This is a genomic window from Streptococcus hongkongensis (genome assembly GCF_053206145.1).
Genome location: NZ_JBRUGD010000014.1, coordinates 1 through 20,891 on the forward strand (window position 1 = coordinate 1; position 20,891 = coordinate 20,891).

Here is a 20,891-nt window from a genome sequence, read left to right on the forward strand (position 1 = left end):
CCTTTTGGTGTATAATAGTCTTGCATCTCAGAGTCCTTCTAATTGTGGTTGTCGTAGATTACAATTATATCTCTTTGAGATGTTTTTTTATACACTTAAGTGGCTAACTTCATTTTAGAACTTTCCTTCATTGAAATGATTTCACATTTCCCACGTTCTATGCCTTTTCTATTAGAGGAATATAGGCAGCTATGTTATAATTAAGTGATTAACTCTAAATTATGAGGAGAAATAGAATGAAAAAACAAAAAGTTGCAATTTTAGGTCCTGGTTCTTGGGGGACTGCATTGTCACAAGTATTAATTGATAATGATCACCAAGTCATCCTTTGGGGGGACTCTGAGCAACAAATCACTGAAATCAACACAAAACATACAAACACACGCTACTTCAAAGATATTGTTTTGGATGAACGCATTACTGCGACTACTGACTTAAAAGAAGCCTTAAAAGATACAGATGCCATTCTCTTTGTTGTCCCAACAAAAGTGACTCGCCTAGTTGCTAAGCAGGTCGCTCAAGTACTTGACCATAAAGTCACCATTATGCATGCGTCTAAAGGATTGGAACCTGGTAGTCATGAAAGATTATCAACAATTATTTCAGAAGAAATACCAGAAAACTTACGTAGTGATATTGTCGTTGTTTCTGGACCAAGCCATGCTGAGGAAACAATTGTTCGTGATATCACATTAATCACTGCCGCTTCAAGAGATTTAGATGCTGCTAAGTATGTTCAAAGCTTATTTAGCAATCATTATTTCCGACTATATACAAACAGTGATGTCGTTGGTGTTGAAACAGCAGGTGCCCTAAAAAATATCATTGCCGTAGGTGCGGGAGCCCTCCATGGATTAGGTTACGGGGATAATGCCAAAGCAGCGGTTATTACCCGTGGTTTAGCAGAAATCACGCGTCTAGGGGTCAAACTTGGTGCCAACCCACTGACATATAGTGGCTTATCTGGTGTTGGTGATTTAATTGTCACTGGTACCTCTATGCACTCTCGAAACTGGCGTGCTGGGGATGCCTTAGGTCGCGGTGAAAAATTAGAAGATATTGAACGTAATATGGGTATGGTTATTGAAGGTATCTCGACAACAAAAGTGGCTTATGAATTAGCTCAAGAATTAGGAGTTTATATGCCAATTACAAGTGCAATTTATCGTGTTATTTACGAAGGAGCCGATGTCAAATCCAGCATCCTTGAAATGATGTCAAATGAATTCCGTTCAGAAAATGAATGGCATTAAGAAGTAATACTGGAGGTATAAATGATTAAAGTAAGAAAAGCAATTATTCCTGCCGCAGGACTTGGTACTCGTTTTTTGCCAGCAACGAAAGCTTTGGCTAAGGAAATGTTGCCAATTGTTGATAAGCCAACAATTCAATTCATCGTGGAAGAAGCCTTGAAATCAGGGATTGAAGAAATTTTGATTGTAACTGGTAAATCAAAACGCTCTATTGAAGACCACTTCGATTCTAATTTTGAATTAGAGTATAACCTTAAAGAAAAAGGTAAAATAGAACTACTCAAACTAGTTGATGAGACGACATCTATTAATTTGCATTTTATTAGACAAAGCCATCCAAGAGGCCTTGGCGATGCTGTTTTACAAGCGAAAGCATTTGTTGGAAATGAACCTTTTGTTGTCATGCTTGGTGATGATTTAATGGACATTACTGATAGCTCTGCTATTCCCTTAACAAAACAATTAATGAACGATTTTGAAACAACACACGCGTCAACAATTGCTGTTATGAAAGTTCCTCACGAAGATGTTTCTTCTTATGGGGTAATTGCTCCGCACGGTCTAGCTAATGAGGGCTTATACAGCGTTTCCACTTTTGTAGAAAAGCCAAAACCTGAAGATGCTCCTAGTGATTTAGCAATTATTGGACGTTATCTGCTAACTCCTGAAATTTTCAATATTTTAGAAAAGCAGACCCCAGGTGCAGGAAATGAAATCCAACTGACCGATGCCATTGACACCTTGAATAAAACACAGCGTGTCTTTGCTCGTGAATTTACTGGCAATCGTTATGATGTTGGTGATAAATTTGGTTTCATGAAGACTTCAATTGACTATGCTTTAAAACACCCACAAGTTAAAGATGATTTAAGTAACTACATTATCCAATTAGGAAAAAACTTGGAAAGTAAAGCTAACGAAAAATAAAAAAAAAAGAGGATCTCATCCTCTTTTGTGTGAAGGCATTTGCAACTGTCTTCACTTTTTTATTGTTTAAACCCGTTATCTGTCCAAAAGCGTGCTCTCTTATCACTTCTTTTTTAGTGTAAATAAGTGTAAGCTAAAATAGCAAAGCTTATTAAACTAAAAAGAATTAGTGTCAGAAGTCGCAAAGACAATCTAAAACTGCCTTCTGGCCCCTTGTTATTAAGAAAAACCGCACCTAATAAGCCTCCAACTATTCCTCCAATATGTCCTGCTATACTAACATTTGGCATGAAAATATTCATAATTAAGTTGATGACAATTAAAGATTGGTAAGACTTAGATAAGGTTTTCAATGATACATTTTGACTATAATAACCAAGAATGGTAATAGCAGCGAATAAACCAAATAAGGAAGTTGATGCTCCCGCAGCCACTGTTGTTGGTGTAAAGGCCAAAACAAAGAGATTGCCCATTATGCCCGATAATAGATATAAAAGAAGGTAATTCAAGGATCCCCACAGTTTTTCTGCTAATTGCCCGACAAATACCAAGGTAAGACCATTGAGCAAAAAATGCTCCCAACCGATATGAACAAATATGGCACTTACTACTCGCCATAATTGTGAAGGTAGAACTTTAATAGCTAAACCGTACATGCCACCAAATTGGTAAATAGCTTGAACCGATTTAGCCTCTTGCCCGTAGTAAACTTGCATTGCTAAAAAGACAATTGTCATCAAAATGAGCAGAAAAAGAGTTGCTGGTTTTTTTCGTAAATCATAAATCATAATGTATACACCATTTCTACTGCAAGATCATGTGATTCAGGTATAAATTCAGCAACTTGACACTGATAAATAGTTGAACAAGTGCGACCTTGATAATCACTTAAATAACGATCGTAATAACCGCCACCATAGCCGATTCGATACCCTTCAGCATTAAAACCAACACCAGGAACATGAATCAAATCAATTTGGTCCTTTGGTAGTTCGACATCACTGATGGGCTCCATTAATCCAAAAGATGTCCTTTGTAACTCTTTTGGATGATATAATACAAAAATCATTTTCCCTTTACCATAAGTTTTTGGGATTGCAATTTTTTTACCATCACCAAGCGCACGCTTTATCAATAGGGAGGTTTTAAATTCGTGAGGCATTGCAAGATAGGTCGCAATAATTCTTGCATTCTGGTAAGACTCTGACTGACAAACCAAATCCAATAATTGCAAATCTTTCTGACTTTTTTCCTTTTTATCCATCTCTTTCATAGATGAAATAACTTGTGATCTTAATTCTTTTTTTATCATATGATTAGTTTACCATAAAACTCTTTATTTTCCTGTTTTGGTTGTTATTGAATTTTACTAGGACAAAGGTTAGAATAGAAGGGTATTGATAACATTTTTAGGGAGTGCAGATGCAACATTTAACCAAAGGAAATCCTCTTATAGTCATATTGGCCTTTACAGTGCCTTTACTTATTGGTAGTTTTTTTCAGCTTACTTATAACTTTGCAGACAGTATCATTGTTGGCCATACGCTTGGTCAAAATGCCTTTGCAGCTGTAGGTGCCACTGGGAGCTTAATGTTTTTGGTTATTGGTTTTGCAATGGGGTTAACTTCTGGATTAACCATTGTTACTTCTCAACGTTTTGGTGCTCAAGATTATACTGGTGTGAAAGCCAGTTTTGTACATGGTCTCTTTTATTCAACTGTCGTCAGTCTAGGATTATCCTTCATTTCTGTCCTTTTCTTAAGTCCTCTACTCTATCTCATGCAAACCCCTTCTAATTTAATTGATAATTCCTATCAATTTTTATTAGCCATGTTTTCAGGATTAATTTTTACAATTATTTTCAACTACCTATCAAGTGCCATTCGAAGTTTAGGTAATTCTCGCACGCCCTTAATTGCGTTAATTTTGGCCAGCATTCTCAATATCATCCTGGAATTTCTATTCATCCTCGGCTTTAAAATGGGGGTACTTGGAGCAGGTATTGCAACAATAGGGGCACAAGCCTTCTCTGTTTTTTACCTTATCATTTATATTCGAAAATACATTCCTTTTTTAAAATTAAGTCGTAAAGACTTAAAACTAGATAGAGAAAATTTAAAAACACACGCACGACTAGCATTTCCAATGGGATTTCAGGCTAGTATTATTGCTATCGGTGCCATTACACTTCAAATTACACTTAATAAATTAGGAACACAGGCTATTGCAGCGCAAGCTATTGCCAGCAAAACTGACCAATTGGCTATGCTTCCGATGGTTAACTTAGGTCTTGCGATTTCGACATTCACAGCACAAAACTATGGTGCTAAAGAATTCCAGCGTATCCTGCAAGGTGTAAAGAGTTCGCTCATTCTTTGTATAACCTGGTCTATCTGTTTTGCTATCCTACTTATCACTTGTCATCACTTCTTTTCTTCTTTGTTCATCGCTAACGCAGATCAGGAAGTCTACCATTTGGCATTACGCTATTACATTATTAATGCTTCCCTCTATTGGCTTTTAGCTATACTATTTATCCTACGTAGCTTCATCCAAGGTTTAGGATATGGATTTGTTCCTACACTTGCTGGTATAATGGAATTAATTATGCGAGCTGGCGTAGCAATCCTAGGATTAATTTATTTTGGTTTTACAGGTATCGCGGCAGCTAATCCTGCGGCATGGTTAGGAAGTGTTTTGATTCTTATTCCTTCAACTATTATCCTAATCAAACGACTGAAAGAACAAGAAAAGCAAAAAATTTCAAATTAAGAAAATTTTAAGCTAACTATATTATTATTAGTGCATCCTAAACAACGGTTTACCCAAACCGTAGGGTAGAAAGAATAATCTCTTTACCCTTTTCATAAATCTCCGGGGCACCTCCCTCATAGGTGCCTCCTTTTTTGTCACGAAATTACCTCCATGATTTTTTAATCAAGGAGGTATTGTCTTATAATAGTTTTCTAGAATTAATCTATATCAAAAATATCTCTTGTGTAAACTTTTTGCTCAACATCAGCTAAGGAATGATCAAAACGATTGGAAATAATAATCGTCGATTCTTTTTTGAAATCATCCAAATCAGTACTAATTTCATAATCAATTTCTTCTTCTAACATTGGTTCATAGATAAGTACACGAATTTGATAGCGACTCAATAAATCAATCACATCTTTAATGGCACTTTCCCTGAAGTTATCTGAATTACTCTTCATAATCAAACGATGAACACCAACGGTAGGAATTGCTGTAAAGTCTGTCTTATCTGTCAGCAATTCTTTAATGCGATTTGCAATAAATTCCTTTCGTGTTTGATTAGATGCAACAATAGCCGAAATCAAAGACTGTGGTGTATCTTCATAATTAGCAAGTAATTGCTTAGTATCTTTAGGTAAACAATAGCCACCGTAACCAAATGATGGATTATTGTAGTGCCCACCTATACGTCGATCACGACAATGCCCTTCAATCACTCGCTCTGCATCTAAACATTTTGCTTCAGCGTAAGTATCTAATTCATTGAAGTATGAAACACGCATAGCTAAATAAGTATTTGCAAATAACTTGACTGCTTCAGCTTCTTCTGCCCCATAAAAAGTAAGGGAACATCTTCAGCCAAAGCTGCATCCTTAAGAAGTTGACCAAATTGTTTTGCTGCTTCTTTTGTCGCCTGTGAATCATTATCCTCATAAGAAACAATAATACGGCTTGGATACAAATTATCATGCAAAGCTTTTGATTCTCTCAAAAATTCCGGGCTAAAAATAATTCTATCTGTCTGATATTGCTCTCTGACAGATGCAATAAATCCCATTGGAATTGTTGACTTAATAGCAATAATCGCTTTATCATTGACTTTAAGAGCTTGAGAGATAACTGATTCTACGTGTTTTGTATCAAAGAAATCAATATCACTATTATAATTTGTTGGTGTGGCAACAATAATTAAATCTGCTTGGCTATATGCTAAATCACCATCAAGTGTTGCTTGTAAAGATAAGTCTTCTTGAGCTAAATAGCGTTCAATCTCTTTATCTTGAATTGGTGATATTCTTTGATTTATTAAATTAACTTTTTCTTTAACAATATCAACTACGGTTACGTCATTGGTTTGTGACAGGAGAACACCTAACGATAAACCAACATATCCGGAACCTGCAACAGTAATTTTCAATTCTTTTTTCCTTTCTACGAATAATTAAGTAAGAGACTCTTTTTTACGTGTTCCCCAGTCGGCATTTCGAATAGTTAGGAGTGAATAAAGTTTTAAAGGTTGCAACACAAAAAGGTGAAGGAAGCCATAAAATGGTGATAAAAGAAATGCAAGTGGATGCTTAATCATATAGTGGACATTTCGGCAAAGGGCCACAATGAAGATAATGACAAGAAAAGCTAATAGTTTTAGCCATGAGAATGATTGAACTTCTCCGATGAACAAATTGCAAACTGAGTAAACCAACATCATAAACATTGAGACTTCAACTAGTGTCCAAACAGCAACAAGTGGACAAGAAAGTAATTTCTTAGCAGAAATCAATGACTTTCTAAAGAAAGATTTATTCCAACGGTTTTGCTGTTTCAGATAGGTTTTAAATTCATGAGGCACATCTGTATCGCATTTAGCTGTCGATTGGTAAACAGTCTTACCTAGATCAGTCGCATAATTAGTTAGACAGCGGTCATCACCGATACTAACAGGAACCCCTAAAAATGTTTGATTAGTATAGCGTTCAATGTTTGGGATAACTACTTGACGACGGTAGATACTCAAGGGACCTGAACACACTAAGATATTTCCAGTAACAGATTGAGCTGAACGCTCAACTCCAAAAGCGTTGTCATAACGAATATCTGTTAGTCTTGTAAGTAGATTAACATCTCTATTGCGTGCATTCAAATGACCAGTTGCGGCATAAACCTGTTCATCATTAAATGTTTTCAATAGTTCCTCTAAAGCATTAGGGTAAATATAGCTATCTGAGTCAACTGTTAAAAAGACATCCGCCTTTGAGCGTTCAAAAGCCCATGCTTGCGCATGACGTTTCCCCACATTTTCAGGTAGGCGCTTCACAATAATCTGATCAGCTTTGTTATTTTCTTTAACATAGTTCTCAATCAAATTAATACCAGATTGATCTGCACTCCCATCGTCTATGACAAAAATTTCTCTAATCGGATAATTTTGTGCCTCAACACTTTTTAGTGTTTCTAGTAATGATTCTCCATCTTCGTTATAAGATGGAATAATTGCTGCAACATGATAGTTGCCAGCTTGGCCTTTATATGGACAATACCAAAATGACAAACCCATTTTCACTGAAAGATAGATCATTAAGACAATCCCATAAACAGCTAAGCTCCCCTTTGTTCCAAAGACAAAAACATTAAGTGTGACTAAAAGTAGCCACAAGACTATAAAAGTGACGAAAGTGATTCCGTTTTTTAATTTTTCCATTATTACCTCTCTTTTTTATTTTTGACCCCCATCAGCAAATGGAGCTCACAAACTAAAAAATATTATAGTAAAGTGAAATCTGACTTTCAAACCTTTTTTTGATACAAAAATTTAGAAATTGAACTTGTCATTTTTTAAAAACAATGTAAAAAGCCTACCTATTTTTAAAATAGATAGTCTTAAAATTAATTGATAATTAATTGATGTAAAAAAGCCCCAACCTCTTCAACCGCAAAAGAAATAGCTTTTTCATTAGGACTCATTTTAGCATGATGTAAAGGATATGGGGTATCGACACCTAGCCAAAACATAACTCCCGGAATCTTACTGAGCAGATAACCAAAATCCTCACCTGTCATAGCAGGTAAGCATTCAATCATATCTACTTCTTTACGCTGGTTAAAAAAAGCCATTAATTCTTTAGTTAGTTGAGGATTATTTTCAACTGGCAGATAACCACCTTGTTTTAAGGTAATTTCCACCTTTAAACCAAAACTAGTAGCAACGCCTTCTGCTATGGCCCTAATGCGTTCTTGTGTTAACAAATTCATCTCTTGTGTTAAAGTGCGAATTGTTCCATGTAGATCTGCCCGTTCAGAGATAATATTGTTTGTGGTACCAGCATGCATTGATCCAAAGGTCACTACAGCTCCTTCGATTGGGTCAACGTTTCGACTGACAATTGTTTGAACCTGCGTCAGAAAATAGGCCGAAGCAATTAAAGCATCATTAGACTGGTGAGGAAAGGCTGCATGCCCTCCTTTACCTAGAAAGGCTACTTTAACTTCACAGGTTCCGGCAAACAAGGTTGAAGTATTAGTAGCAAGTTGACCAACTTTAAGATCAGGTCGGACATGCAAAGCATAGCAGGCATCTGGCATCCATCTATCAAAGGCTCCGCCTTGGTACATAAGCATACCTCCAGCTTCATTTTCTTCAGCTAGTTGAAAAATAAAGAGCATATTATGTTTTGGTTGGCGAAGGGACAATTGCTCTAGTAGGCCCAATGCTACTGTCATGTGAACATCGTGTCCACATGCATGCATATATCCCTCATGCTGGCTAACAAAGTCCAACCCCGTCTCTTCTTTTACGGGTAGCCCATCAATATCGGTCCGCCAAGCAATTGTCTTTTCTGGTCCATAACCTTGTAGATGGACCAAAATGCCTGTTTGCCAAGTTTGGACCGAAATAAAATCTTTTTGTTTGCTAATTGTGTCAATAATCTGAAGCAAGTATGTTTGTGTCTTATATTCCTCAAGGCCAATTTCTGGAATTTGGTGTAATTGTCGTCGTATCGCTAACAGATCTATCATACGGTTTGTCTCTTTCTTATATCAAACGGAGTGCTTCTTCAAGTGCCGTTTTTTGTTGCGTTTGAACATCTATTTCCTTGATAATTCGAGCTGGAACTCCTGCCACAACAACATTTTCAGGGACGTTTTGGGTAACAATTGCTCCCGCAGCAACGACTGAGCCATTGCCTACTTGTACGCCTTCAATGATGACCGCATTGGCACCAACTAACACATTATCCCCAACACGAACAGGTTCCGCTGAGGCTGGTTCAATAACGCCAGCTAAAACAGCGCCAGCGCCAATATGACTATTTTTCCCAACAGATGCTCTTCCACCAAGAATGGCCCCCATATCAATCATTGTCCCTGCACCAATTTCTGCACCAATGTTAATAATAGCTCCCATCATAATGATAGCGTTATCATCAATAGTCACTCGGTCACGAATAATAGCACCTGGTTCAATGCGAGCATTAATTGCACGCTTATCTAATAGAGGCACAGCCGAGTTACGACCATCTTGTTCTACAACATAGTCTTGATTCTCAGTTAAGTTCACCAGTAGTGGTTCAACATCTTTCCAATCACCAAATAGGACATTTCCCAAATTTAGAACACCTTCAGATACTGGTCCAGCTAATTCTCCTTGAAAAGTAACTTTAACAGGTGTCTTCTTTTGTGCATTACCAATAAAGGCAATTATTTCTTGTGCTGACATTTTTTGTGCTGTCATCCATCTATCTCCTTCAAATCGTTTTTCTTATTATAACAAATTATCAGAAAATTTGGAGATTTTTCGATTTGAAAGACAAAAAGCCCCCCATTCAATAGATTATTTATCTAACGAACGAGGCGCTATATATCATGGATATTTTTAGTTCAAAAAATTATAGTCGAGCATTTAATTCTGCACTAAGGTCTTCAAAGCCTGGTTTGCCAAGAAGAGCGAACATGTTTTTCTTGTATGCTTCTACACCTGGTTGGTCAAACGGGTTAACACCGTTTAAATAACCTGACATGGCAATGGCAATTTCAAAGAAGTAGATTGTGTAACCAAGTGTAAATTCATCTTGACCTGGTAATGTGAGGAAGGCATTTGGAACGCCACCATCTGTATGGGCCAATAATACACCGTCTGTAGCTTTTTTGTTTACAAAGTCAACATCTTTGCCTTGTAAGTAGCCAAGTCCATCAAGGTCAGCTTCTTCTGAAGGGATAGTGATGTTTTTACGTGGCTTGTCAACACGAATAACTGTTTCAAATAAGTTACGGTAACCTTCTTGGATAAATTGACCAAGTGAGTGCAAGTCAGTTGAGAAGTTCGCTGAAGTTGGGTAAATCCCTTTTTGGTCTTTACCTTCTGATTCACCAGCTAATTGTTTCCACCATTCACCAAAGTATTGGAGTGATGGTTCATAGTTAGCTAAAACTTCTGTGATATAACCTTTACGGTAAAGGATATTACGTAAGACAGCATATTGGTAAGCTTCATTTTCAGCAATTTTTTCTGATGAATAAGCTGTGCGAGCTGCGTTAGCTCCCTCCATCAACTTAGTGATGTCTGCACCTGATGCAGCAATTGGCAATAAACCAACTGGTGTCAACACTGTGAAACGACCACCAACGCTATCTGGAACAACGAAAGTTTCCCAATTGTTAGCATCCGCTTCAACTTTTACAGCACCTTTAGCTTTATCAGTTGTTGCATAGATACGACCATTTGCTTCTTCTTGACCATATTTCTCAATAAGCAGTTCTTTGAAAACACGGAAAGCAATTGCTGGCTCAGTTGTTGTTCCTGATTTAGAAATAACGTTAACCGAGAAATCTTTGTCTTTCACATACTCTACTAAGTCAGCAAGGTAGTTAGATGAAATTGAGTTTCCAGCGTAAAGAATTTGTGGTGCTTTACGTTCCTCAGCAGTTTGTAAATTAACAAATGATGAACTTAAGAAATCAATCGCAGCACGCGCTCCTAGGTATGATCCACCAATCCCAATAACAACTAGGACTTGGCTATCAGATTGAATTTTTTCAGCTGCTTTTTGAATACGAGCAAATTCTGCTTTGTCGTAGTCTTCTGGTAAGTTTAACCAACCCGTCATTTCAGCACCAGGACCAGTTGCTTGGCGCAAAGCAGCATCTGCAGCAGATACATGCATTTGCATATAGTCCAACTCATGCGGTGCAACAAATTGACCTAATACTTTTGAATAATCAAATTTAATGTGTGACATAATTTACCCCTTTTATTTTTTCCGTTCACTACTATATTAACTCTTTGAAAGCATTTTTTCAATCTTTTTGAATAATTTTTCACAAAAAAGAAAATAATTTTCAAACCAAAAATTTTCTAATTAAATTTATGTTTTTCCCTATCATTTGGCCTCTTTTAGCAGACTATTACTTATTATCTTGCTCCAATAGTTAATTTTCAGAATTTCACATTTCTAAAATCTTGCACATTTGTCAAAACTACACTTAAAGTGTATAATAGTCTTCTTGAGAAAATACGAGGAGAAAACATGTCAACTTTAGCAGAGAAAATCAAATTTTTCAGAAAAAAATGGCACTTGACCCAGAAGGAATTGGCTCATTTACTTGATATTGCACCAACTGCTGTTTCTGCTTGGGAAGTTGGACGAAACAAACCATTAATAGACCATATTGAGCAAATGGCAGATATTTTTCAGATTAAGAAAGCCCAATTATTAGGAGATGACTCATTAACAAGTAATGATTCTCAGAAAAATCAACTAGCTGACCTCTTTGAAAATCTCAATAGCGAAGATAAAAATAAATTACTAGAAATGGCCCAAGACATGCAAGAAGATACAAAAGAATTTTATGAAGTAACTGTAACAACAAAATTAGCAGCTGGAATCGGCTATGCCTTTAATGACTACGATCAAGAGAAAGTAATTGTAGGAAATCGCCCTCCCCGTTATGACGTCGCTTCCTTTGTCTTCGGCGACTCCATGGAACCCAAATACCATAATGGTGATATTGTCTATCTTGCTGACCGAGGTCTATCGAGCTATTCTGGTGAAATTTGCGCTGTTGCTTATGAAGGCAAAACTTACATCAAACGGCTCTATACAGAAGCCGGTTACTTGCGACTTGAATCCTTAAATTCAAAGTATGATGATATTTTTATTGATTTTCCACCTCAAGATGGTGGCTACATCAAAATTTATGAAGTCATTGGTTCTGATACATCAATTCCTGCTTAAAATCCATGCATCATTAAAATAAGCCCTTATGACAACATCTCACATGGGCCTTTTTGATGCAAAAAATAGAGCACACACCTGAAATCGCTTAGGGCTGCTGGATTCCTCCCCTGACCCACTTCACGCACAAGTGTTGCTCCGAATTCTATTATAACATACTCACTGGCATTCTGGCAAGTTGGACTTTTCAGCCTCTTGGGCTAATCGTTTAGCTTCTTTTTTGCGCAAGCGATTCTGCCGAAAGAATGATTGCATAATAGCTGCACAGTCAGCTTCCAAAACACCCCTTTCGACCTCGACACGATGATTAAGTCGCTCATCGGTCAAAATCTGATAGAGACTTTCTGTACCCCCAAATTTTTGATTAGCAGCACCATAGATAACCTTGGGAATTCTAGCCAGACCAATGGCCCCAGAACACATAACACAAGGTTCAATAGTCACAAACATAGTTGTCTCAAGTAGACGCCAATTTCCTTCATGGGCATTTGCTTCATTAATAGCCATCATCTCGGCATGCATAATGGCTTGGTTTAACTCCTCACGCGCATTATGCCCACGACCAATGATTCGTCCGTCCTTGACAATAACACAGCCAATCGGAATTTCCTCCTTGGCCAGTGATTTTTCAGCCTCATGAAGGGCCTCACGCATAAACTGTTCTTTTTCTTCTAGACTATATTCCATTAGGATAATGACCCCAAATCCCATGACAAATGTGGCATGGCTAAGTCGACTGGAATGTCTCCAGCATATTTCTGCGTTTCATCTTTTAAGATGGCCAAATGGTTTTCGGGGTCAATCCCTTGCGGAGCCACAGGTGGCATATGGGTCAAAACAAGTTTCTTAACCTTAGCTTGCTGAGCAATTTGCCCTGCTTCTTTACTAGTTAGATGAGCGAAATGATTCTCCTGCCCTTCATAAAGATATACATCTGCAAGAAATAAATCTGCCTCCTCTGCAAAGTCAGCTAGGTCATCAAAGTATCCAGTATCCCCAGTGAAAACAAAAACTTGACTAGTCTTTCGCTCAACAATCCTGAAAGCATAGCAAACAACTGGATGAACCGTTTTAATAAAAGCAATATCAAAAGGACCAATTGACTGGGTACCAGCAACATCGTAAGCAATTCCAACAGAGACTTCTGGCAAGGTTAATTTAGCAAACTCAAATTGATCTTCATTATGGCCATAAATAGGTAAGACTTTGGGTTCCCACAAATGCTTTGGATAGAGTTGACGGTAGTGTCTCAAGACACCTAAATCCGCCACATGATCTGGATGATAGTGGCTGATAATAACAGCATCTAAATCCAATGGACTGATTTCTTTTTCTAATTCATTTAAAGCTCGGCTTCCAGCATCCATTAGTAGTTGAAAACCATTATCTCCAGTAATTAAATATGAGGTTGTCCCACCATCTTGATAGGGATAGCCTCCCCAAGAGCCTAAAGTTGTCACTTTCATCTGTCTACCTGCCTTCTTCTTTTCCTCATATTATACCAAAATCTGATTAACTTTGGTTTTGAAGGCTTCTTTAGGCCAAGCTTTTTTTAGGACTCCTTGATTCTAGCTTGACACGGCTAGCTACTAAACAGGCTAAAATAGCTTTGATGGTGTCCCCAGGAACAAATGCTAAGTTAGATAATAAGGCTGTTTTCAGTGGCATGCCAATTCGGAAGGCTAGGCCAATTGACCCCAAAACATCAACCCATAAGACGCCGGTCAGAAAAATAGCTAGGAAGATCCAAATTGGATTTTTAGAGGCCTTGTTTGCCGTTAAAAGGCTGTAGAGACTTGGCACAAATAGCCAAGCAATAACATAACCAGTAGTTGGTCCTGAAAGTACTGGTAGAAGGGTGTTCCCTCCAGTAAACGCAGGAACAAAGATACTAATAGTGAGAAATAGAAGAATTGAGAGGGTCCCCTTTTTCCAACCTAATAGCAGCGCTGCCATCATAATGCCTAAGTTTTGCAGAACAATAGGAACTGGAATAAAGCCAAGTGGAATAGGCGGGATAAAGCCCAAGACAATGATTAGGGTCGTCATTAAGGCAATTTGGGTAAGTGTACGTGTATCTTTCATGAGGTCTCCTTTTGAAAATAGATTGATTTGTGAAGTTGACAGTTGGGATTGAATTGACTGAGGCAAGAAGGGCAAAAACCTTTGGCATAAATTTCTGCTGACAAATAGGTTCGACAGTTGCCACAGACAACTGGAAATTTTTCCGAACTTGGATTAGCGTGAAAAAGATGGTCTTCTAAGTTATCGTGACATTTGTAGCAAGCATAATACTTTTGACAAACTTGACATTTGAGTGCCACAATATCTAGCTCAGTATGATAATGCTGACAGCGTCCAGCATTATCCAGTTGTAGTCCATAAATTGTCATGTCTTCTCCTTACTTTGATAGTTTAAAAAATTTTAGTCTTTATGTCAACCTTATTTTTAAAATAGGTTAACATAAAGACAACAAAAAAACAGAGACCAGCTCTGTTTTAAAAATTTCGACTTGATTTATTATAGCCATAGCGTTCTAAAAAGTCTTCACGGAATTCTAATAAGTTATCATCCATAATGGCTTGACGCACTTTTTTCATCAAATTAACTAGGAAATAAAGATTGTGGTAACTTGTTAAACGAATACCAAAAGTTTCATCTGCTTTAAGTAAGTGACGAATATAAGCACGTGTGTAATTTTGACATGTATAGCAATCACAATCATGGTCAAGTGGCGTAAAGTCTTCCGCAAACTTAGCATTTTTAACCACAAGACGACCTTCACTGGTCATACATGTTCCATTTCTAGCAATCCGTGTTGGTAAAACACAATCAAACATATCAACCCCACGAATTACACCATCAATCAAGCTATCTGGTGCACCTACACCCATTAAATAACGTGGTTTGTTTTCTGGTAATAATGGTGTTGTGAAGTCAAGAACGGCATTCATTTCGTCATGGGTTTCACCAACAGCAAGTCCACCAATTGAGTAGCCAGGGAAATCCATTGACACTAAATCAGCTGCTGATTGGCGACGCAAATCTTCAAAACCAGCTCCCTGAACAATCCCAAATAAGCCTTGATCATGTGGACGACGGTGAGCATTTAAACCACGTTCTGCCCAACGACTAGTCCGTTCAATTGATTTCTTAACATAGTCATAGGGTTGATAGAACTGAGGACACTCATCAAAGCTCATCATAATATCTGAACCCAAATTATTTTGGATTGAGATAGCTTTTTCTGGTGAAAGGAACATTTTTGAGCCATTCAAATGGTTTTTAAAGGTTACACCTTCTTCAGTGATATTACGTGAATCAGCAAGTGAATAAACCTGAAAACCGCCTGAGTCTGTTAAAATGGGTTGGTCCCAGTTCATAAATTTATGAAGTCCACCGGCACGCGCAATTAGCTCATCACCAGGTCGGAGCCACAAATGATAAGTATTTGATAGGATAATACCTGAACCCATTTGCTTCAACTCTTCTGGTGATTGTGTTTTAACAGTGGCTTGTGTACCAACTGGCATAAACATGGGCGTTGGGAAGGTACCGTGTGGGGTAATGATTTCACCTAGACGGGCACCAGTACGTTTGTCTTTTTTGATTAATCTGTATGTAATCGGATAATCTGTCATTGGTTCCTCGCTTTCAAGATAAACAGTCCTGAGCATTTTTTATTTATTTGGCAAAGCCAAATTTCTGTAACTTACAGCCTTATTATTCTATCAAATTTCAATCAGCTTGTCATATGTTCTGAGAAGATTTTTCCAAATCTCAGTCTATTTCTAATCTGATTAGACTATGTTATAATATTTGAAAGGAGAAACTATGTCTATTTCACAACTAAAAAAAGAAGCCAAACAAGCTTTGAAGGGACTTCCCGGAAAAATAGCTTTGTTCATTGTACCCATCTTAATTCAATTTGCCTTAATTTTCATTCAAGCCCGTGAAGTCATACTTCAAAAACAAGGGATTGAACCAACTTTTGCAGCCTCCCTATTTCCATTGATTCTCAATATCATTTCAGCATTCTTTATTACCTCTGCAGCATTTACCATGTTACAAGTTCTCAGAGGCCGTCACAATGAAGTGTCCTTTCAAGATGCCACTATTACCCTTTCTAGTCAACTAGCCTGGAAATTAATCGGCCTATTCTGTTTACGTTTCTTATTAATTTTACTTTGGAACCTCATCTTTATTATTGGCCTAGTCATGTCAATTGTCGGATATGCTATCTTAAGAATCCAAGGCTCTTCTGCTCTCGCAATTGCTCTGCTTTTTATTGGTGTGCCAATTGCTCTTGGTGGCCTTTGCCTAGCAATCAATCGCCAGCTGGCTTACGCTATGGCAGAATACGTTTTATATGATCAAACAGTTGCCGATAATTATCAAGGTGCAGTAGCAGTAATTGATAAAAGTAAAGAATTAATGAAGGGTAATAAGTGGAAATTTTTCCTCTTACAATTAAGCTTTCTTGGTTGGTATATTTTAGCTTTCTGTAGTTTAGGAATACTACTCTTCTACGTGACACCATATTTCACAACTGCTTGTGCTAATTTCTACCGTCATTTAGATGATAAACTTGCAGCTGTACCAGTTGAAGAAATCACTGAAAAAGAAGAAAAGTCAGCCCCTATTTATGAAGAGCCTAAAGTTGATGTCCTTCCGCCAATCGAGCCAAAAGCTGACTCAGCAAACACACAAAAAAGTACCAATAAGTAAGACAAACAACTATGTCTTTACACTAAAACGAGAGTGGGACAAAAATCAGTAATTTCGTAGAGTTTTGATTTTGTCGTCCCACCTCCGCAAAGTTGAGTAGGGCTGTAACAGTTGATTTTCAACGTATTAGAGCCCACTCAACCACTGCGTTACATACATAAATCTATAAAAAATAGAGTCTGAGACAAAATGTTCTCAGACTCGTTTTAAAATAGTCGTTTTTTTGTTGATTTTTGACATTCTGGACAAATCCCGTAGGCAATAATTGGAATACGTGTAATTTGGTAGCCAGTTTGGTCATGAGCTTCCTTTGAAACATCCATAACATCCACATCCATAAAGTCAGCTATTTTCCCACAAACTTCACAAACAACATTAACGTGCTGGTGCCCCATAAAGTCATAGTAAGTTGTTAAATCATTTGAAATTTTAATTTCTGAAACAAAACCTTCATCAACCAAAACTTTCAAATTATTATAAACCGTTGCTAAACTCATATTGGGGTAGTCATCTTTTAGATCACGATAGATTCGATCTGCACTGGGATGCTCAGTCGACACAATCATATAGGAAATAATAGCCTTACGAGTTTCCGTAATTCTGATGTGTTTTTCGCGCAAATGCTCTAAGACATTTTCGAACATGTCCAAAGCTTGTTGATTATGTGAGTGAACGTCCATTGGCATCTCCTTTTCTATCGTTTATTTTTTGGTTAAAGAACTAATCTAATTGGTGCATGAGTGAGCGGTATTCGATTTTAAGACATTTGTTCATGACAATATTTTGACGACCCGCTGATCGTAAAATAGCTTCAGCATCTTGACTTTCTAAACCTAATTGCGCCCAAAAAATCTTGGCATCTGTTTGGACAAAATCCTTTGCAACTTCTGCAAGAGCATGACTAGGACGAAAAACATCTACCATATCAACCGAAAATGGAATATCTCTTAAACTAGCATAAACTTTTTTACCTAAAATTGTTTGCCCAACCATAGTCGGATTAACAGGAATAATCTCATACCCCATCGCTTGCATAAACTTTGCTACGCCAAAAGAAGCAGCTTCAGGCTTACTTGATAAACCAATCACAGCAATCTTATGTGTCATTTTCAAATAGTCTGCAATAACATCCTCACTAGGATTACTAAACTGATACGTCATTAAAAACTCCTATCCTATCAATTGGACTTTCTGTGCCTTATTATAACACAAAAAGTAAAAATCAAAAAGAAAGCTTGGCATTACTTAGCCTCATACCAGGTTTTACCTGTATTTTCATCAGCCAAGAGAGGAACAGATAAGGTAACAGCCCCTTCCATTGTTTCTTTCACCAAAGTCTTCACAGCATCTAATTCATCATTTGGAACTTCTAAGACAATTTCATCATGCACTTGAAGAAGCATTTTTGCCTTAAACTGCCCTTCAACTAAAGCTTTATCTAAGTTAATCATGGCAATTTTTAGGATATCAGCTGCGCTACCTTGAATTGGTGAGTTAATAGCTGTTCGCTCCGCAAATGACCGAATGTTGAAATTACGAGAATTGATATCTGGTAATTCACGACGTCGGTTAAAGAGCGTCTCAACATAACCCGTGTCTTTAGCATCGCGCACAACATTTTCCATGTAAGCCTTAATGCCTGGATAACGGTCAAAGTAAGTTTCAATGTATTCTTTAGCTTGTTTACGCGTAATCCCAAGGTTATTTGATAAGCCAAAATCAGAGATACCATAGACGATACCAAAGTTAACAGCTTTAGCATTACGACGATCATTTGGCGTAACATCTTCTTCTTTGTCAATACCAAAGACACGCATAGCAGTCGACGTATGGATATCAGCATTTTCTTTAAAAGCTGATATCAGATGCTCATCCCCAGAAATGTGGGCAAGCACGCGCAATTCAATTTGTGAATAGTCAGAACTTAATAAAACGGCATCTTCTGAAGAGGGTAAGAAAGCCTTCCGAATTAAACGTCCTTGTTCCAAACGAACAGGAATATTTTGCAGGTTTGGATCAGAACTTGAGAGACGACCAGTCTGGGTCAAATCTTGCACATAACGGGTATGAATTTTGCCATCCGCCATGATGTAATCTTGTAAACCAATCACATAAGTTGACTGTAATTTACTAATCTGACGGTAGTCTAAAATCTTAGCAACAATTGGCGCAATTGGTGCTAGACGTTCCAAAACATCCACGGCTGTTGAGTACCCTGTTTTAGTTTTCTTCGTCATTTCTAGAGGTAATTGCATCTTCTCAAACAAGATTGAGCCCAATTGTTTTGGTGAGTTAATATTGAACTCTTCGCCAGCCATCTCATATATTTCCTGAGTAAGGCTTTCAATGACTGCTTTGTTTTGCTCTGCCATCTCTTGCAGACTTGACTTATTAACCGTGATTCCCGCAATTTCCATCTTAGCTAAGACGTTGGCCAGTGGCAACTCAATATCAAAAAAGAGGTCTTCTTCCTTATTAACTGCCAACTTATCTAAGATAATTGCTCTGCTATCAACCAGAACCTGAATCTTCCGAGCCAAGTGCTCAAATAATAGGTCTTCTTCAGGAAAGGCACGCTTGACACCTTTGCCATAGACCAGTTCATCGGCTTCCAGACTGTGGTTGGTATGGAGGCGTGCTATGGTCGCTAGCTCATTGTCCTCGATATTTGATAGGAGGTAATTAGCTAGGCGAGCATCATATGTCGCTTGAGGCAGGTCGATTCCTAGGTGACTAAAGAGCACCTTACTACGCTTAAAATCATAGGTTGCAATTGGTTCTGCTAAGCGTTTTTTAAAACGAGGACCAGTCAGGAGTGTCCGATCTTTTGAAACATAAATATGGTCACTATTGCCCCATGCAAAAGCATGAATGTCTTCTCTGTGATAATTATCTTTGAGAATTTCAAAGTAGAAAAGGTCTTGATCCGTGAAAATAATTTGATCTTCACTGGTTACTACTTCAAAATGAATCGATTCCTTTTCTTGCGGTACTTCTGCCTCTAAAGCGGCTTTAAGCTGTTTAAAGTCCATTTCATCATAGAAGTCCATCAGAACTTGAACATTAGGACCATGATAAACTAAATCATCCAAACCAATTGTGATTGGAGACTCGGTATTGATTGTAGCCAAAGTTTTAGAAAGAAAAGCTTGTTCTTTGTCATTAATCAAGTTTTCTTTCATTTTAGAAGCTTTGAAACTATCAATATTAGCATAAATGCCTTCTAAACTGCCATATTCATGAAGTAATTTCAGACCTGTTTTTTCACCAATCTTAGTGACTCCAGGGATATTATCTGATTTATCACCCATCAGGGCCTTCAAGTCAACAAACTGTTCTGGTGTAAGCCCCATTTTTTCCATAAGGTAGTCTGGCGTAAATTCTTCAAATTCAGCAACACCTTTTTTAGAAATTTCAACCACCGTATTGGCATCTGTTAACTGAATTAAGTCCTTATCACCACTAACGATAGTCACATCAAATGGCACTTCTGTTTTTTCAGCCATCTTATCCAAGGTACCAATGATATCATCAGCTTCATAATTGGCAAGATCATAAAAAGGCACGCCTAGAGCTGTTAACATCTCACGGACATAGGGAAACTGTTCTCTGAATTCATCTGGTGTTTTTGCACGTCCCGCTTTGTAATCCGCAAACATTTCTGTTCTAAAAGTTGTTTTACCTGCATCAAAAGCTACTAAAATATGAGTGGGCTGAACACGTTTCATCATATGATCAAGCATTAAGTGAAAACCATAAATAGCATTGGTATGCAAACCACTATGATTTTTAAAGCGATCAATTTGATTATATAAGGCAAAAAAGGCACGAAAGGCTACCGATGAGCCATCAATTAATAATAATTTATTCTTGTTTTCCATAGTCTCATTATAACACAGTTACGTCCTTATACCGCAAAGAAGACATTGCTTTTGGTCTCTCAAACAAAAATCCCCGAAATTAATCGAGGATTTTTAGAGATAAGTTTTTTTG

At 37.5% G+C, this 20,891-nt stretch carries 19 protein-coding genes, 1 other RNA gene and 1 pseudogene; 5 read left to right on the forward strand and 16 right to left on the reverse strand.

Features of this window, described 5'->3' with window-relative positions:
* Positions 1 to 236: 236 nt before the first annotated feature.
* Positions 237 to 1,253, forward strand: a complete 1,017-nt coding sequence (locus ACVRZD_RS08675) for an NAD(P)H-dependent glycerol-3-phosphate dehydrogenase (protein WP_037626506.1) — start codon at positions 237 to 239, stop codon at positions 1,251 to 1,253.
* A gap of 21 nt (positions 1,254 to 1,274) precedes the next feature.
* The gene (galU, locus tag ACVRZD_RS08680; protein ID WP_037626508.1) at positions 1,275 to 2,180 is read left to right on the forward strand and encodes a UTP--glucose-1-phosphate uridylyltransferase GalU; all 906 of its coding nucleotides are present in this window, start codon (positions 1,275 to 1,277) and stop codon (positions 2,178 to 2,180) included.
* A 113-nt stretch (positions 2,181 to 2,293) separates the two neighbouring features.
* Here galU and ACVRZD_RS08685 read toward each other — a convergent pair whose 3' ends face one another.
* Together ACVRZD_RS08685 and ACVRZD_RS08690 are read right to left on the reverse strand one after the other, a co-directional pair.
* Complete coding sequence (locus ACVRZD_RS08685) at positions 2,294 to 2,968, reverse strand: rhomboid family intramembrane serine protease (protein WP_037626509.1); 675 nt, start codon at positions 2,966 to 2,968, stop codon at positions 2,294 to 2,296.
* On the reverse strand, positions 2,965 to 3,492 hold the full coding sequence (locus tag ACVRZD_RS08690; RefSeq protein WP_037626510.1) for a 5-formyltetrahydrofolate cyclo-ligase: 528 nt from the start codon (positions 3,490 to 3,492) through the stop codon (positions 2,965 to 2,967). The genes ACVRZD_RS08685 and ACVRZD_RS08690 overlap by 4 nt, the downstream gene beginning before the upstream one ends.
* Positions 3,493 to 3,602: 110 nt before the next feature.
* Between ACVRZD_RS08690 and ACVRZD_RS08695 the strand changes: the two genes are divergently transcribed.
* Positions 3,603 to 4,952, forward strand: coding sequence for an MATE family efflux transporter (locus tag ACVRZD_RS08695; RefSeq protein ID WP_037626512.1), 1,350 nt, complete (start codon positions 3,603 to 3,605; stop codon positions 4,950 to 4,952).
* Positions 4,953 to 5,152: 200 nt separating this feature from the next.
* Here the strand turns inward: ACVRZD_RS08695 and ACVRZD_RS08700 are convergent.
* The 5 genes and pseudogenes from ACVRZD_RS08700 to ACVRZD_RS08720 form a co-directional block, all read right to left on the reverse strand.
* Positions 5,153 to 6,357: pseudogene (locus tag ACVRZD_RS08700) on the reverse strand (nucleotide sugar dehydrogenase).
* 24 nt (positions 6,358 to 6,381) lie between these two features.
* On the reverse strand, positions 6,382 to 7,638 hold the full coding sequence (locus ACVRZD_RS08705) for a glycosyltransferase (RefSeq protein WP_037626514.1): 1,257 nt from the start codon (positions 7,636 to 7,638) through the stop codon (positions 6,382 to 6,384).
* A 185-nt stretch (positions 7,639 to 7,823) separates the two neighbouring features.
* Positions 7,824 to 8,954 (reverse strand): N-acetyldiaminopimelate deacetylase, encoded by a 1,131-nt coding sequence (locus ACVRZD_RS08710; protein WP_037626516.1) that lies wholly within the window; start codon positions 8,952 to 8,954, stop codon positions 7,824 to 7,826.
* Between the two features lie 16 nt (positions 8,955 to 8,970).
* The gene (gene dapD / locus ACVRZD_RS08715; RefSeq protein WP_447450436.1) at positions 8,971 to 9,669 is read right to left on the reverse strand and encodes a 2,3,4,5-tetrahydropyridine-2,6-dicarboxylate N-acetyltransferase; all 699 of its coding nucleotides are present in this window, start codon (positions 9,667 to 9,669) and stop codon (positions 8,971 to 8,973) included.
* Between the two features lie 154 nt (positions 9,670 to 9,823).
* On the reverse strand, positions 9,824 to 11,173 hold the full coding sequence (locus ACVRZD_RS08720) for a glucose-6-phosphate isomerase (protein ID WP_037626518.1): 1,350 nt from the start codon (positions 11,171 to 11,173) through the stop codon (positions 9,824 to 9,826).
* Positions 11,174 to 11,461: 288 nt separating this feature from the next.
* Here ACVRZD_RS08720 and ACVRZD_RS08725 point away from each other — a divergent pair, with 288 nt between their 5' ends.
* Positions 11,462 to 12,169: an XRE family transcriptional regulator gene (locus ACVRZD_RS08725; protein ID WP_037626519.1), complete on the forward strand. Its 708-nt coding sequence runs from the start codon at positions 11,462 to 11,464 to the stop codon at positions 12,167 to 12,169.
* Positions 12,170 to 12,225: 56 nt separating this feature from the next.
* Here the strand turns inward: ACVRZD_RS08725 and ffs are convergent.
* From ffs to tgt, 6 genes are all read right to left on the reverse strand, one after another.
* An RNA gene (gene ffs, locus ACVRZD_RS08730) (signal recognition particle sRNA small type) lies at positions 12,226 to 12,319 on the reverse strand.
* A 9-nt stretch (positions 12,320 to 12,328) separates the two neighbouring features.
* Positions 12,329 to 12,856 carry a tRNA adenosine(34) deaminase TadA gene (gene tadA, locus ACVRZD_RS08735; RefSeq protein ID WP_037626525.1) on the reverse strand — a complete coding sequence of 176 codons (528 nt, stop codon included), beginning with the start codon at positions 12,854 to 12,856 and terminating at the stop codon, positions 12,329 to 12,331.
* Positions 12,856 to 13,635 carry an MBL fold metallo-hydrolase gene (locus ACVRZD_RS08740; RefSeq protein ID WP_037626526.1) on the reverse strand — a complete coding sequence of 260 codons (780 nt, stop codon included), beginning with the start codon at positions 13,633 to 13,635 and terminating at the stop codon, positions 12,856 to 12,858. Before ACVRZD_RS08740 ends, tadA begins: the two co-directional genes overlap by 1 nt.
* A 70-nt stretch (positions 13,636 to 13,705) precedes the next feature.
* Positions 13,706 to 14,254: a biotin transporter BioY gene (locus ACVRZD_RS08745; RefSeq protein ID WP_447450437.1), complete on the reverse strand. Its 549-nt coding sequence runs from the start codon at positions 14,252 to 14,254 to the stop codon at positions 13,706 to 13,708.
* Complete coding sequence (locus ACVRZD_RS08750; RefSeq protein ID WP_037626527.1) at positions 14,251 to 14,562, reverse strand: CHY zinc finger protein; 312 nt, start codon at positions 14,560 to 14,562, stop codon at positions 14,251 to 14,253. The genes ACVRZD_RS08745 and ACVRZD_RS08750 overlap by 4 nt, the downstream gene beginning before the upstream one ends.
* Before the next feature lie 106 nt (positions 14,563 to 14,668).
* Positions 14,669 to 15,811, reverse strand: a complete 1,143-nt coding sequence (gene tgt / locus ACVRZD_RS08755; RefSeq protein WP_037626529.1) for a tRNA guanosine(34) transglycosylase Tgt — start codon at positions 15,809 to 15,811, stop codon at positions 14,669 to 14,671.
* A gap of 193 nt (positions 15,812 to 16,004) precedes the next feature.
* Here tgt and ACVRZD_RS08760 point away from each other — a divergent pair, with 193 nt between their 5' ends.
* Positions 16,005 to 16,898 carry a DUF975 family protein gene (locus ACVRZD_RS08760; RefSeq protein ID WP_037626531.1) on the forward strand — a complete coding sequence of 298 codons (894 nt, stop codon included), beginning with the start codon at positions 16,005 to 16,007 and terminating at the stop codon, positions 16,896 to 16,898.
* Positions 16,899 to 17,104: 206 nt separating this feature from the next.
* Here the strand turns inward: ACVRZD_RS08760 and perR are convergent, their stop codons facing one another.
* The 3 genes from perR to polA form a co-directional block, all read right to left on the reverse strand.
* Positions 17,105 to 17,578 carry a peroxide-responsive transcriptional repressor PerR gene (perR, locus tag ACVRZD_RS08765; protein WP_037626532.1) on the reverse strand — a complete coding sequence of 158 codons (474 nt, stop codon included), beginning with the start codon at positions 17,576 to 17,578 and terminating at the stop codon, positions 17,105 to 17,107.
* Positions 17,579 to 17,618: 40 nt separating this feature from the next.
* Positions 17,619 to 18,059 (reverse strand): CoA-binding protein, encoded by a 441-nt coding sequence (locus ACVRZD_RS08770; protein WP_037626533.1) that lies wholly within the window; start codon positions 18,057 to 18,059, stop codon positions 17,619 to 17,621.
* An 80-nt stretch (positions 18,060 to 18,139) separates the two neighbouring features.
* The gene (polA, locus tag ACVRZD_RS08775) at positions 18,140 to 20,779 is read right to left on the reverse strand and encodes a DNA polymerase I (protein WP_037626534.1); all 2,640 of its coding nucleotides are present in this window, start codon (positions 20,777 to 20,779) and stop codon (positions 18,140 to 18,142) included.
* Positions 20,780 to 20,891 lie beyond the last annotated feature (112 nt).

What these genes read in the sequence shown, in the direction of transcription:
- ACVRZD_RS08745 (WP_447450437.1), bottom strand. Translation starts at nt 14,254, where the DNA reads ATGAAAGATACACGTACACTTACCCAAATTGCCTTAATGACGACCCTA.
- perR (WP_037626532.1), bottom strand. Translation starts at nt 17,578, where the DNA reads ATGGACGTTCACTCACATAATCAACAAGCTTTGGACATGTTCGAAAAT.
- ACVRZD_RS08725 (WP_037626519.1), top strand. Translation starts at nt 11,462, where the DNA reads ATGTCAACTTTAGCAGAGAAAATCAAATTTTTCAGAAAAAAATGGCAC.
- ACVRZD_RS08710 (WP_037626516.1), bottom strand. Translation starts at nt 8,954, where the DNA reads ATGATAGATCTGTTAGCGATACGACGACAATTACACCAAATTCCAGAA.
- ACVRZD_RS08720 (WP_037626518.1), bottom strand. Translation starts at nt 11,173, where the DNA reads ATGTCACACATTAAATTTGATTATTCAAAAGTATTAGGTCAATTTGTT.
- galU (WP_037626508.1), top strand. Translation starts at nt 1,275, where the DNA reads ATGATTAAAGTAAGAAAAGCAATTATTCCTGCCGCAGGACTTGGTACT.
- ACVRZD_RS08690 (WP_037626510.1), bottom strand. Translation starts at nt 3,492, where the DNA reads ATGATAAAAAAAGAATTAAGATCACAAGTTATTTCATCTATGAAAGAG.
- ACVRZD_RS08760 (WP_037626531.1), top strand. Translation starts at nt 16,005, where the DNA reads ATGTCTATTTCACAACTAAAAAAAGAAGCCAAACAAGCTTTGAAGGGA.
- dapD (WP_447450436.1), bottom strand. Translation starts at nt 9,669, where the DNA reads ATGACAGCACAAAAAATGTCAGCACAAGAAATAATTGCCTTTATTGGT.
- ACVRZD_RS08675 (WP_037626506.1), top strand. Translation starts at nt 237, where the DNA reads ATGAAAAAACAAAAAGTTGCAATTTTAGGTCCTGGTTCTTGGGGGACT.
- ACVRZD_RS08685 (WP_037626509.1), bottom strand. Translation starts at nt 2,968, where the DNA reads ATGATTTATGATTTACGAAAAAAACCAGCAACTCTTTTTCTGCTCATT.
- ACVRZD_RS08750 (WP_037626527.1), bottom strand. Translation starts at nt 14,562, where the DNA reads ATGACAATTTATGGACTACAACTGGATAATGCTGGACGCTGTCAGCAT.
- ACVRZD_RS08740 (WP_037626526.1), bottom strand. Translation starts at nt 13,635, where the DNA reads ATGAAAGTGACAACTTTAGGCTCTTGGGGAGGCTATCCCTATCAAGAT.
- polA (WP_037626534.1), bottom strand. Translation starts at nt 20,779, where the DNA reads ATGGAAAACAAGAATAAATTATTATTAATTGATGGCTCATCGGTAGCC.
- tadA (WP_037626525.1), bottom strand. Translation starts at nt 12,856, where the DNA reads ATGGAATATAGTCTAGAAGAAAAAGAACAGTTTATGCGTGAGGCCCTT.
- ACVRZD_RS08705 (WP_037626514.1), bottom strand. Translation starts at nt 7,638, where the DNA reads ATGGAAAAATTAAAAAACGGAATCACTTTCGTCACTTTTATAGTCTTG.
- ACVRZD_RS08770 (WP_037626533.1), bottom strand. Translation starts at nt 18,059, where the DNA reads ATGACGTATCAGTTTAGTAATCCTAGTGAGGATGTTATTGCAGACTAT.
- ACVRZD_RS08695 (WP_037626512.1), top strand. Translation starts at nt 3,603, where the DNA reads ATGCAACATTTAACCAAAGGAAATCCTCTTATAGTCATATTGGCCTTT.
- tgt (WP_037626529.1), bottom strand. Translation starts at nt 15,811, where the DNA reads ATGACAGATTATCCGATTACATACAGATTAATCAAAAAAGACAAACGT.